At 67.4% G+C, this 12,335-nt stretch carries 9 protein-coding genes and 2 tRNA genes; 10 read left to right on the top strand and 1 reads right to left on the bottom strand.

Annotated features, from left to right (window positions below; translation table 11 throughout):
* The first annotated feature begins 78 nt into the window (after positions 1-78).
* The 6 genes from FBY36_RS00475 to FBY36_RS00450 all read left to right on the top strand — a co-directional run bounded on the left by FBY36_RS00475 (position 79) and on the right by FBY36_RS00450 (position 6,500).
* Positions 79-1,131 (top strand): 3-isopropylmalate dehydrogenase, encoded by a 1,053-nt coding sequence (locus FBY36_RS00475; protein ID WP_142116856.1) that lies wholly within the window; start codon positions 79-81, stop codon positions 1,129-1,131.
* A gap of 103 nt (positions 1,132-1,234) precedes the next feature.
* A complete protein-coding gene (locus FBY36_RS00470; RefSeq protein ID WP_142116855.1) occupies positions 1,235-2,347 on the top strand; it encodes a branched-chain amino acid aminotransferase in 1,113 nt (370 codons plus the stop codon).
* 211 nt (positions 2,348-2,558) lie between these two features.
* Positions 2,559-3,386 (top strand): MBL fold metallo-hydrolase, encoded by an 828-nt coding sequence (locus FBY36_RS00465; RefSeq protein WP_235008654.1) that lies wholly within the window; start codon positions 2,559-2,561, stop codon positions 3,384-3,386.
* 5 nt (positions 3,387-3,391) lie between these two features.
* On the top strand, positions 3,392-4,168 hold the full coding sequence (locus FBY36_RS00460) for a fumarylacetoacetate hydrolase family protein (RefSeq protein ID WP_142116853.1): 777 nt from the start codon (positions 3,392-3,394) through the stop codon (positions 4,166-4,168).
* Positions 4,169-4,245: 77 nt separating this feature from the next.
* The gene (gene gltX / locus FBY36_RS00455; RefSeq protein WP_142031566.1) at positions 4,246-5,760 is read left to right on the top strand and encodes a glutamate--tRNA ligase; all 1,515 of its coding nucleotides are present in this window, start codon (positions 4,246-4,248) and stop codon (positions 5,758-5,760) included.
* A complete protein-coding gene (locus FBY36_RS00450; protein WP_142116852.1) occupies positions 5,760-6,500 on the top strand; it encodes an HAD family hydrolase in 741 nt (246 codons plus the stop codon). The genes gltX and FBY36_RS00450 overlap by 1 nt, the downstream gene beginning before the upstream one ends.
* A gap of 79 nt (positions 6,501-6,579) precedes the next feature.
* On the opposite strand, the gene FBY36_RS00445 is transcribed toward FBY36_RS00450, so the two are convergent.
* Positions 6,580-8,184, bottom strand: a complete 1,605-nt coding sequence (locus tag FBY36_RS00445) for a hypothetical protein (RefSeq protein ID WP_235008653.1) — start codon at positions 8,182-8,184, stop codon at positions 6,580-6,582.
* Between the two features lie 300 nt (positions 8,185-8,484).
* Between FBY36_RS00445 and FBY36_RS00440 the strand changes: the two genes are divergently transcribed.
* The 4 genes from FBY36_RS00440 to FBY36_RS00425 all read left to right on the top strand — a co-directional run bounded on the left by FBY36_RS00440 (position 8,485) and on the right by FBY36_RS00425 (position 12,329).
* Positions 8,485-8,556 (top strand) — tRNA-Gln (locus tag FBY36_RS00440).
* Positions 8,557-8,684: 128 nt separating this feature from the next.
* Positions 8,685-8,760: transfer RNA gene (locus FBY36_RS00435), tRNA-Glu, on the top strand.
* A gap of 189 nt (positions 8,761-8,949) precedes the next feature.
* Entirely contained in the window at positions 8,950-10,716 is a 1,767-nt protein-coding gene (locus FBY36_RS00430) for a dynamin family protein (RefSeq protein WP_142116848.1), read from the top strand.
* On the top strand, positions 10,713-12,329 hold the full coding sequence (locus tag FBY36_RS00425; RefSeq protein ID WP_142116846.1) for a GTPase: 1,617 nt from the start codon (positions 10,713-10,715) through the stop codon (positions 12,327-12,329). The genes FBY36_RS00430 and FBY36_RS00425 overlap by 4 nt, the downstream gene beginning before the upstream one ends.
* The last annotated feature ends 6 nt before the right edge of the window (positions 12,330-12,335 follow it).

Below are 12,335 nucleotides of genomic sequence, written 5' to 3'. Positions count from 1 at the left end.
AAAGAGACGGAGGTGCGCTCCTGTCCAAAAGCTGAGACGGTTTGACCAGCATATGGATGTCTTGGCTACCCTGAAAACATGAGCGCATCCTCCATCGATCTTGCAGTAATTCCCGGCGACGGCATCGGCCCCGAGGTCATTGCCGAAGCCCTCAAAGTCCTTGAAAAGGCCGTCGCTGCGGAGGGTGTGGAGCTCAAGCCCACGCACTACGAACTCGGTGCCGAGCACTGGCTGCGCACCGGCGAAACGCTCCCGGACCACGTCCTGGCGGACCTGAAGACCCGCGACGCCATCCTCTTCGGTGCAGTGGGGGCGGCACCCGGTGACACCCGCATCCCGTCCGGGATCATCGAGCGTGAGCTGCTCCTCAAGCTCCGGTTCAGCCTGGACCACTACGTCAACCTGCGGCCTTCCCGGCTCTACGGCACCGTCGGCAGCCCCCTTGCCAACCCCGGCACCATCGACTTCATCGTCGTGCGTGAAGGAACCGAGGGCCCCTACGTCGGCAACGGCGGAACCCTGCGCGCAGGAACCCCGCACGAGGTTGCCACCGAGGTCTCCCTGAACACCGCACACGGCGTGGAGCGCGTGGTCCGGGACGCCTTCCGCCGGGCAAGCGCAAGGGAGCGCAAGCACGTTACCCTGGTGCACAAGCACAACGTCCTGGTCTTCGCCGGACACCTGTGGAAGCGCACCGTCGAAGCCGTGGCCCAGGAATTCCCGGAGGTCACCCACGACTACCTGCACGTGGATGCCGCCACCATCTTCATGGTCACGGACCCGTCCCGTTTCGATGTCATCGTGACCGACAACCTCTTTGGCGACATCATTACCGACCTCGCCGCAGCCATCACCGGCGGCATCGGCCTGGCCGCCTCCGGCAACATCAACATGGACCGCACCGCACCCTCCATGTTCGAGCCGGTCCACGGTTCCGCGCCGGACATCGCCGGCCAGGGCAAGGCAGACCCCACCGCGGCGATCCTCTCCGCTGTCCTCCTGCTGGACCACCTGGGCTACACGGACGCTGCCCGCAGGATCGAAGCCGCCGTGGTTGCCGACGTCGAAAAGCGCGACGGCACTGCACGCAGCACCAGCGCGGTCGGCGACGCCATCGCCGCCGGCCTGTAGCCCGCGCCGGGGCCGCCGGCTTCGGGCGTAAGCTTGTCTCGAATCACCAAATGCCGCCCCGCCGTTCAGCGCTGAACCAGGGGCGGCCGATCGTGGAGGAACCATGACCCAGACCGCCCATGGCGTCGAATTCACCCGGCAGCCTTCGGCCAACCCGAAGTCTGCCGAAGAGCGTGCAGCCATCCTGGCAAACCCGGGATTCGGCAACTACTTCACCGACCACACCGCCATCGTCGACTACAGCGTGGACGCGGACGGCAATGGCGGCTGGCACCATCCAAGGGTCGAACCCTACGGTCCGATCGTCCTGGACCCCTCCGCAGCCGTCTTCCACTACGGCCAGGAGATTTTCGAGGGGCTCAAGGCCTACCGCCACGCCGACGGTTCCGTCTGGACCTTCCGGCCGGAGGCCAACGCGGCGCGGCTGAACAAGTCCGCCCGCCGCCTGGCACTTCCGGAATTGCCGGCCGAATACTTCCTCGGCGCCATCCGCGAACTGGTGGCCGTTGACAAGGAATGGGTCCCCTCCGGCGACGGCGAAGCCCTGTACCTGCGGCCCTTCATGATCGCCACGGAGGCATTCCTGGGCGTCCGCGCTGCCCGTGAGGTGTCCTTCCGCGTGATCGCCTCGCCCGCCGGCAACTACTTCGGCGGCGAGCTGAAGCCCGTCTCCATCTGGATCTCGCGGCAGTACGCCCGCGCCGGACGCGGCGGTACCGGGGATGCCAAGTGCGGCGGCAACTACGCGGCCTCGCTGATCGCACAGCAGGAGGCCGAGGCCAACGGGTGCAAGCAGGTCCTGTTCCTGGACCAGGCCAACGACAACGCCGTGGAAGAACTCGGCGGCATGAACGTTTTCTTCGTCATGAAGGACGGCTCGCTGGTGACGCCCGCGCTCACCGGCACCATCCTGGAAGGCGTCACCAGGATGTCCGTGATCCAGGTGGCCAAGGACATGGGCCGCGAGGTGTCCGAGCGCAAGATCACCCTTGACGAGTGGCGTGACGGGGTTGCCTCCGGCGACATCGCCGAGGTCTTTGCGTGCGGCACCGCTGCCGTCATCACCCCCATCGGCGTTCTCAAGGACGCCACCGAGTTCATTGGTTCCGAGGACGCCAAGGCGGGGGAGGCCACCATGGCCATCCGCGAAAGGCTCCTGGGCATCCAGACCGGAGCTGAGCCGGACACCCACGGCTGGCTGACCCGCCTGGCGTAGCCCTGCTTTTGTCCAACGTACGACGGCGCCTGCCGGACTTAGGTCCGGCAGGCGCCGTTCTGCGTTCCAACCGGCGGTAATTCCTGGGCTGGTTCGCAGAACTGGACTTTGTAGGTGTGGATTTGCGAACAAGCCTCTGACTGACGCCTGGTGGATGTCGACGCCGCCGCGGGGCTGGGGCCGGAAGGGCCGCGGATGCAAGGATGGGTCAGTGACCTCAGTTACCGGCCCCCGCCCGCAGCGCAGCTCAGCCCTCACACAGTTCATCCTGGCTCCCAACCCCGGCCCCATGAGCCTGGACGGTACCAACTCCTACCTGTTGGGTGCCCCGGATCACTCCTCCCTGGTCATAGTGGACCCGGGTCCCTTGGACGAAACGCACCTGAACGCACTGGCCAGTGCCGGCGTCGTCGAACTGATCCTGGTGACCCACCGGCACGCGGACCATACGGCGGGTGCTGGCCGGCTGCATGCGCTGACGGGCGCGCCGGTCCGTGCCGCTGACCCCGACCACTGCCACGGCGGGGGAGAGCCGCTGGTCCGCGGCGAGGTCATCCATGCTGCGGGGGTGGAGATCGCTGTCCTGGCAACGCCGGGCCACACCTCCGACTCCGTCTGTTTCCACCTGCCTGCCGACGGGCACAACGGATCGGTGCTGACCGGCGACACTGTCCTTGGCCGGGGCACCACCGTCCTGGACTATCCGGACGGCACGCTGGGCGACTATCTCGCATCCCTGGACCGCCTCGAAGCCCTGGGGCCGGCAACGGTCCTCCCGGCCCACGGCCCCGTCCTGCCTTCCCTTGCAGCCATCGTCCGGGACTACCGGACGCACCGGCAAGAACGGCTGGCGCAGATCCGCGCCGCACTGGACCGGCTGGGCCAGAATGCAGCCGTAGGGGAGGTGGCTGACGCCGTCTATTCCGACGTCGGCCCTTCCGTCCGGCGTGCCGCCGAGCTGTCCGTCGCCGCCCAGTTGGACTACCTGCGCGGCGGCGGCATCGCAAACAGGCCTGGCCCCGCCGAAACGGTAGGGTAGGAGCCATGCGTATTGCCAGGTTTGTCGTTGATTCTGATCCCCTGTACGGCGTTGTGGAAGGTGAACCGGGCAGTGAGGAAATCACTGTCATCCACGGCGATCCCTTCTTTAACGGAGTGGAGCGCACCTCAGTGCGCCACAAGCTGGAGGACGTCCGGCTGCTGGCCCCCATCATCCCGCGGAGCAAGGTGATCGGCGTCGGCCGGAACTTCGTGGAGCACGCCCATGAACTCGGCAACGAAGTACCCGCCCAGCCGCTGCTGTTCCTGAAGCCCAACACCGCCGTCGTGGGCCCCAACGACCCCGTGGTGCTGCCGGAATTCTCGGAAGAGGTTTCCTTCGAAGCCGAACTGTGCGTGGTGATCGGGCGGATCTGCAAGGACGTGCCGGAAGACCGCGTGGACGACGTCATCTTCGGTTACACCTGCGGCAACGACCTCACTGCCCGCGATGTCCAGAAAACGGACCTGCAGTGGACCCGCGCCAAGGGCTTCGACACCTCCGCCCCGCTGGGTCCCTGGATCGAGACCGACCTTGACACGGAAGACCTGCAGATCCAGGGCAGGCTCAACGGTGAGGTGCGCCAGGACGGGAGCACCAGCCAGATGATCCGCGGCGTGCGCGAACTGGTGTCCATCGTCTCCCAGGCATTTACCCTGCTCCCGGGTGACGTCATCATGACCGGCACGCCGGCCGGTGTGGGCCTGGTCAAGGAGGGCGACCGCTTCGAGGTGGAAATCGAGGGGATCGGCAGGCTCTCCAACCCCATCGTCCGCCGTTAAGCCTGTCGGTCCGGCGGGCTGGCCTGCCTGGCCGGCGGAAGGCTGAACCCGGCCAGGCGGGTAAAGTTGAAGCCACTATGACTATCGCTTCTTCGTCACCTGCCGCAGCCATCCCGCCCGTCACCGCCGAGACGCCCGTGCGGGTCCGTTTCTGCCCCTCGCCCACGGGCACCCCGCACGTCGGACTGATCCGGACGGCCTTGTTCAACTGGGCCTACGCGCGCCACACCAAGGGCACGCTGGTCTTCCGCATCGAGGACACGGATGCGGCGCGGGACAGCGAGGAAAGCTACCACCAGTTGCTGGATGCGCTGAAGTGGCTGGGCATCGACTGGGACGAGGGCGTGGAAGTGGGCGGCCCGCACGAGCCGTACCGGCAGTCCCAGCGCGGCGACATCTACCAGGACGTCATCAAGCGGCTGCATGACGGCGGGTTCATCTACGAGTCCTTCTCCACCCCGGAGGAGATCGAGGCGCGGCACCGTGCGGCCGGCCGGGACCCGAAGCTTGGCTACGACGGCTTTGACCGGCACCTGACGGAAGAGCAGCTGGCGCAGTACCGGGCAGAGGGCCGGCAGGCTGTCCTCCGCCTCCGGATGCCGGACGAGGACATCACGTTCACCGACCTGGTCCGCGGCGACATCACGTTCAAGGCCGGTTCCGTCCCCGACTTCGCTGTGGTGCGGGCCAACGGCGCTCCCCTGTACACGCTGGTCAACCCCGTGGACGACGCGCTGATGGGCATCACCCACGTGCTGCGCGGCGAAGACCTGCTCAGCTCCACGCCGCGCCAGATCGCACTGTACCGGGCGCTGTACGCCATCGGCGTCGCGGAATACATGCCGGAGTTCGGCCACCTGCCCTACGTCATGGGCCAGGGCAACAAGAAGCTTTCCAAGCGCGACCCCGAGTCCAGCCTGTTCCTGCACCGTGAGCGGGGCTTCATCCCGGAAGGGCTGCTGAACTACCTGTCCCTGCTGGGCTGGTCCCTCAGCGCGGACGAGGATATCTTCACCGTGGAGCAGCTCGTGGAGCACTTCGACATCCACGACGTCCTGGGCAACCCCGCCCGCTTCGACCTGAAGAAGGCCGAGGCCATCAACGGCACGCACGTCCGGATGCTCGAGCCCAAGGTGTTCCGCGACCGGGTTGCGCACTACCTGCGCGAAGCGGGCCTGGTGGGGGAGATCCTGACCGACCGGGAGGAAGAGATCCTCACCGAGGCCGCGCCCCTGATCCAGGAGCGCATCACGCTCCTGGGTGAAGCCCCGGACATGCTGGCGTTCCTGTTCAAGGCCGACGATGCCATTGACGTTGCCGACGACGCACGCAAGGGCCTTCCGGCCAACCTTCCCGAGGTCCTTGATGCCGCCATCGCCGCCCTGGAACCGGTGGCCGAGTGGACGCCGGAAAACATCCAGGCTGCGCTCAAGCAGGCCCTGGTTGAGGACATGGGCATCAAACCGCGGCTGGCCTTCGGCCCCGTGCGCACGGCTGTTTCCGGCCGCCGCGTTTCGCCGCCGCTGTTTGAATCCATGGTGATCCTGGGCAAGGAGTCGTCCCTGCGCCGGCTCCGCGCCTTCCGCGGCTGATGAGAGCACCCAGCGAAGCGGCACGCGCCGGCATCCTCAAGACACCCTTTGGGGATGTCCGGGGTGTCCTGTTCGACATTGACGACACCCTGGTGGATCTCGAGTATTCGATGACCACCGCGCTGCGCGAGGTCAGCGAACACCTCCTGCCCGGCCTGGACCAGGCCGGCTGGGAGCGGTTCGGGCGCATCTTCACGCACGAAACCACCCACTTCTACGACCGCTACCTGGCCGGTGAGCTGACGTTCAACGAACAACGCCTGCTCCGTGGTCGGGCGGCGCTGGGGCACTTCGGGGTTGAACTGGGCGACGGCGAGGAATCGCACCGGTGGCTGGCGGGCTACATGGAAAAGCAGCCCGCATACGTGAAGCCGTTCCCCGATGTGCTGCCGCTCCTGGACGTCCTGGACAATGCCGGTGTCCCATATGGAGCCGTCAGCAACAACGTCCACGACTACCAGCGCGCCAAGCTCGATGGCGCCGGGCTGGAGCGCGTCACGCACCTGGTGGGCACCGACACCCTTGGCGTGGCCAAGCCCAATCCGGCGATGTACCTCGAAGGCGTCAGGCTCCTTGGCACGTCCCCAGGTGAAACGCTCTACGTGGGTGATAACCGGCTGCTGGATGCGGAAGGCTCGACGGCGGCTGGGCTGGTGGGCGTTTGGCTCAACCGCATGGGTGAGGTTGTGGAGGGCTTCGACGGCAGCATGGTGGCTTCCCTGGAGGAACTGCTGCAATAACGGGACCAACTGTTCCGATAGCCGCCGGGACCGCCGCCTGAGTTTCAGGCGGCGGTCCCGGCGGCTTTGCGTTTTGCTGTCAGGCCGCCCGCAATCGGACGGCGCGGCGGCGCAGGAACAGGTAGGCCGCGACGGCGCCGGCCACCAGGAGTCCGATCAGCAGCAACGCGGTTGCCGGGTTGTCCAGCCATGACGACGGCGACACGGTCGCCACCTTCGTGTGGAGCTCCTGGGTGCCGGCAGCGATTCTTGCGTTGCCGTCGGCCAGCTTGCCTGCGCCCTCCGCGAGTTTGCCCGAGCCGTCGTCCAGCTTGCCGTTGCCGTCAGCCAGCTGGCCGGTTCCTTCGGCGAGCCGGGCGGACCCCGATTCCAGCTGCCCCGTTCCACTGCTGAGCTTGACGGTGCCGTCGGAGAGGGCTTCCGTGCCGGCCAGCAGGCCAGGGTTTGCCGGGTCGCCGTTGCCGTTGATTCCCGCGCTGAGCCGGGTGGTGCCGTCCTGGAGGTTGTTGGCGGCGTAGATCAGGCCGGGTCGCTCGGGGTCGCCCGGCACGCCGTCCATTCCCACCCGGATCTTCGCGGTGCCCTCGGCCAGCATGGAAGTACCCAGCACCACGCCCGGGTTCTGCGGATCCGTCGCATTGAGCTTGTCCGCCAACGTGGCGAATCCTGCCGTCAACCGTCCGGCGCCGCTGTTCAATTCGCCGGCTCCCGCGCTCAGCTTGGCGGTCCCGGCCTTCAGCTGCCCTGCGCCGTCGTTCAGGGCCACGGCCCCGTCGTTCACCTTTGCCGCCCCGGCATCAAGCTGGACGGCGCCGGCATAGGCCCTCCGGCCGCCGTCGGCCAGTTTGGCAATCTGGTCCTTGATCACCGTAAGCGGCACCAGGCCCTGGGGCCCGTTCGCGGCCGCTTCGAGCTGGTCCAGTCCCTGGCTGAGCGCGGCGAGCCCGTCACCTCTTGCGGGATCGTTCCCCGCACCCGGATAACCCTTCAGCTGGCCTGCTCCGGCGGCAAGCTGGCCCGTGCCATCCTTCAGTGCTGCAGTCCCGTTGCTGAGGGTAGTGGCGCCGGCATCCAGTTGCCCGGCACCGGCGGCGAGTTGACCCGTGCCTGCCGCCAGCTGGCCCGCGCCGTCCGCAAGGTTGTTCGGTGCGTTTCCGGAAGCCGTTGGGGTCAAGGCCGCGGAAAGGGCCACGGCGCCGGACTGCAGCTTCCGCGCGCCGTCGTCCACGTGGTAGACGCCCGGGACGAGCTTGTTCAGGACGTCATTCTGCAGCTTGGTGGTGCCGGCATGGAGCTTGTCCACCCCGGGCGCCAACTGGTCACGGACTCCGGAGAAGATCCTTCCGGCTCCCGACTGCAGCGCCGCTGCCCCGGCATTCAAATCGCTGCTGCCGTCCTTGACCTTGATCGAACCCTCCTTCACCTGCGATGCGCCTTGGTTGGCGGCGCCGGCCCCTGCGGCCAGCTGGCCCGAGCCGTCTCTGAGCTGGTTGGCCCCTGCTGCGGCTTGCTCTGCTCCGTCCCTCAGCTGGGCGGCTCCATGGGAGATCTGGCCCGTGAGGTAGGTGTAAAAGGCCAGGAACAGAATCAACAGCAGGGACAGGGCCACGATGGCAATGGACTGGGACCGGGGTTTGGGCTTGGCTGTTGCGATGGTTTCTGTGCGGGTCGTCAACGCTGACACTTCCTAACTGTCCGCAGGGCGACGCTGCCCGGCGGCGTAAACCGTGGTTATTTGGCCTTCGGTAAATCCTCGTGGGTGTCCGGAGGAACGGAAGGGGCTGTTGTTACTGATGGGTAACTTACTCGAGAGTAACCACACGGCAGGACTGTGGGCAAGGGGTCGGGGTGGGAAGTGCGTCAGGCTCTGTGGGCCGGCATTGACTCCGATTTGTGCAAGCCGAAAGTCTCGGGTAAAGTAATTTCTCGTGCTGAGGCGCACGGAGCAGGGAAATGCCCCTGAAAATCGGCCCGAAAGTGCCATTGGGATATGGTGTAATTGGCAACACTACGGTTTCTGGTACCGTCATTCTAGGTTCGAGTCCTGGTATCCCAGCTCTGCTTTGAAAGCTGTTTTCAGCTGAAAATCGGAAGGTTTCCACTCGGTTCGCCGATTTGAAACCACGGCAAAGTGTGTGAAATACTCACTGAGCTTGAGCGGCGGAAACGCTGCCGAAAGTACCTGGCCCCATCGTATAGCGGCCTAGTACGCCGCCCTCTCACGGCGGTAACGCGGGTTCGAATCCCGCTGGGGTCACCATCAAAATGGTCCCGGGCAACAGCCCGGGGCCATTTTTTGTTTTCGTACACCGAGGTTCCTGGACTTCCCCGCCAAGCCGACAAAACCCCTCATCATTTCGCGGGGAGTTGTCCTTCAGCGTGGGAGGATCCTGCTGGGCCGACGCGCCGTGGCGGCTCGGGACCAACGCTCAACTGGCATGATGTTGCTGTGACCTCCCATGACGAGCACGGCCGCCCCGCCCAGCCGGTGCCGCACGCGATGGCTGCGGTAACCTTGCTGGAAGAAATCCGCAGCGGCCTGGACGACGTTGCCCTGCCGCTGGCCCTCCCGGGGGCAGACCAGGCACGCCGCGAAACGTCAGCCGCCAAGGCGCAGCTGGATGACTACATCCTCCCGCGGTACCGCAGCCTGGACGCCCCGCTGCTTGCCGTCGTCGGCGGTTCCACGGGTGCCGGCAAATCCACCCTGGTGAACGGACTCGTGGGGCATCCCGTCACGCGGGCGGGCGCCATCCGCCCTACCACCCGGCAGCCCATCCTGCTGCACAACCCCGCAGAGGGAACGTGGTTCGAAGGCCAGCGGGTCCTGCCTGGACTGAGCCGGATCCGCGGCACCCTCGCCGGCAGTCCCGTGGCAGCCAGCGCCATGCCGGAGCCGAGGGAGGCCTCTTCGCTGGTGTTGCTGGCCGATCCGGCGGTACCGGCCGGCATCGCCCTCCTCGACGCTCCTGACGTCGACTCCATTTCAGACCAGAACCGCCTGCTCGCCGGACAGCTGCTGGCCGCCGCGGACCTGTGGGTGTTCGTCACCACAGCCAACCGGTATGCGGATGCCGTTCCCTGGAAGCTCCTCCTGGACGCCGCGGCGCGTGACATTACGGTGGCGGTGGTGCTGGACCGGGTCCCCCCTGACGCGGAGGAAGAAGTGAGCCAGGACCTCCGGGGCCTGCTCGACCGGGAGGGCCTCGCCGCGAGCCGGCTGTTCATCATCGCCGAGACAATCCTGGATCCGCACGGCATGCTCCCGCCCGGAGCGGTCACTGAGCTGCGGGACTGGCTCGGTTCCTTGGCCGCCGATGCTGCCGGCCGGGCCGAGGTGGCCCGCCGCACTCTGAACGGGACAGTCCGTGCCCTGGCCCTCCGTATTCCGGACATCGCCGGCGCCGTCCGTGAGCAGGAACTGGCCGCCGCGCGGCTCGAGGCCGACGCCCTGGCAGCGTATGAAGATGCGGCCACCCGGATCCTGGACGCCACCCACGACGGAGCACTCCTGCGGGGCGAAGTCCTGGCCCGGTGGCAGGATTTTGTGGGCACCGGCGAATTCTTCCGCGCAGTTGAGCAGAATGTGGGCCGGTTCCGGGACCGGCTGGGGGCCTTCTTCCGCGGCGAACCGGCCCCTGCCGTCCGGGTGGAGGCCGCCATCGAAACCGGCCTCCAGGCGGTCATTGTGGACGAGGCAGCCAATGCCGCGGAGGACACCGACCAGCGCTGGCGGTCCGATCCCGCGGGCCGGCAGCTGCTGGGTCCGGACGACCTCTCCGGGACAGCGCCGGGGTTCCCCGACCGGGCCGCAGCGGAAATCAGGGCATGGCAGGAAGCCCTCATGGAGCTCATCCGGACCGAAGGCCAGGGAAAGCGGACCCAGGCGCGGTGGCTGTCGTTTGGCATCAACGGCCTCGGCGCGGCGCTGATGATCGTGGTGTTCTCTACCACCGCCGGCCTGACCGGACTGGAAATCGGCGTGGCGGGCGGTACCGCCGTCGTGGGCCAGCGCCTGCTGGAGGCGGTCTTCGGCGAGGACGCCGTGCGCCGCATGGCTGACAAAGCCCGTGAAGACCTGGCCGTGCGCTGCCGGCACCTGCTGGCGGACGAACAACAGAGGTTCCTGCAGCGGCTGCCCGAGGGCAATCCCGCCCTTGCACAACGTCTTACTGCCCACGCCGGGGAGCTGGCACGGCTGGCGGAGGCCGCATGAGCCGTCACAGCGGGGCGCGGGATTCCTCGAGGCTTGATGGCAGGCTGCAGGCGCTCGAGGATGCCCGCGAGCTGGGGGAGGGGATCCTGCCGGACCAGTCATTGCAGGAAGCATTCGACGTCCTGGAGCGGGCAAGTTCCCGCCGTTCATTGTCCGGGGACCATACCGTGGTGGGGTTTTTCGGGGCGACCGGCAGTGGCAAGTCCTCGCTCTTCAACGCGGTGAGCGGCGGGGAGATTGCGACGGCGGCGGCCCGGCGTCCGACGACGTCGGAACCTTTGGCGGGCGTTTGGGGAGCAGCAGGCAGCGAGGCCCTCCTCGACTGGCTGGAGGTGGGGAACCGGCATCATGCCGCGCCGGTGGACGGCTTCGCCGATGAGCAGACGGGGCTGATTCTGCTCGATCTTCCTGACTTTGACTCCACCCACGCCGCCAACCGCGAGATCGTGCAGCGGATGGTGGGGATGGTGGACGTCCTGGTGTGGGTGCTTGACCCGCAAAAGTACGCCGATGCCGCCGTCCACAACGGGTTCCTGGCGCCGCACGCCTCGCATGGGGCGGTCATGCTTGTGGTACTGAACCAGGTGGACCGGCTGCCCGAACGCGATGTGCAGCCGGTGCTCGACTCGCTGCGCGCAATCCTCGCAGGTGAAGGGCTGGGGCAGGTCCGCGTTCTGGCATCATCGGCAGTGACGGGGGCCGGTATTGGGGAAGTGCGTGCGGCGATTCGCAAGGTGGCTGTCCAGCGGCAGGCCCAGTCCCGGCGGCTGGAGGCGGACATCAGCAAGGCTGCGGAGGACCTGCGGGGCGCGGCCGGTGACGGCGAGGCCGCCGGCGTCCGGAACGCAGCCAGGTCCCGGCTCGCCGAGGAGTTGGCCGTGGCAGCGAACGTGCCTGCCGTGGTGCGGGCCGTGGGGCAGTCCTACCGGCTGGAGTCCGTCCGGCGCACCGGCTGGCCGGTGACCCGCTGGCTTTCCAGGTTCCGCGCAGACCCGCTGCGCCGCCTCAATCTGCGCAGGGATTCCCCTGCCGGGCTGAACCGAACCTCGCTGCCGCCGGCAGGCGCGCCGGAGCGGGCCCGGACGGATGCTGCCGTCCGGGACTTTGCGGATACAGCCAGCGAGGGAGCGCCGGGCCCATGGCGGGCGGCGATCCGGGGGGCTGCCAGGGCCGGCCGGGAACGGCTGCCGGATGCGCTGGACCAGGCCATCGCCGGGACGGATCTCGGGGCCAACCGCAAGGCGTGGTGGTGGGGCGCGTTCAATGTCGTGCAGTGGCTGGCGCTCCTGACGGTGCTCGGCGGCCTGGGCTGGCTTGGCGTCCTGGCCGGACTGGCCTACCTGCAGCTGCCGGTGCCGGAGGTGCCACGCGTTGAAGGCTGGCCGGTACCCACCCTGATGATCGTCTTCGGACTGGTGCTGGGGATCTTCCTGGCCATCACAGGCCGTTTCATTGCCGGCGGCGCGGCCAGGGCGCGGGCTGCAAAGGCGCGACGCCGGCTGAACAGTGCCGTGGCAGCCGCGGCGGAGGAACTGGTGGTGGCGCCGGTGGAGGAGGAGATTGCCAGGCTGGCAGCCTTCAACAAGGCGCTGCAGAAAGCAGGGCGGCCGTAGGTCTGC

The sequence above is a fragment of the Arthrobacter sp. SLBN-122 genome (assembly GCF_006715165.1).
Classification (GTDB): Bacteria; Actinomycetota; Actinomycetes; order Actinomycetales; family Micrococcaceae; genus Arthrobacter.
The sequence above is the reverse complement of the archived record's forward strand: the minus strand, read 5'-3'. Positions and strand labels throughout refer to the sequence as shown.

Coding starts and splice junctions, on each gene's coding strand:
- FBY36_RS00425 (WP_142116846.1), top strand. CDS start 10,713: ATGAGCCGTCACAGCGGGGCGCGGGATTCCTCGAGGCTTGATGGCAGG.
- FBY36_RS00470 (WP_142116855.1), top strand. CDS start 1,235: ATGACCCAGACCGCCCATGGCGTCGAATTCACCCGGCAGCCTTCGGCC.
- FBY36_RS00475 (WP_142116856.1), top strand. CDS start 79: ATGAGCGCATCCTCCATCGATCTTGCAGTAATTCCCGGCGACGGCATC.
- FBY36_RS00450 (WP_142116852.1), top strand. CDS start 5,760: ATGAGAGCACCCAGCGAAGCGGCACGCGCCGGCATCCTCAAGACACCC.
- FBY36_RS00460 (WP_142116853.1), top strand. CDS start 3,392: ATGCGTATTGCCAGGTTTGTCGTTGATTCTGATCCCCTGTACGGCGTT.
- gltX (WP_142031566.1), top strand. CDS start 4,246: ATGACTATCGCTTCTTCGTCACCTGCCGCAGCCATCCCGCCCGTCACC.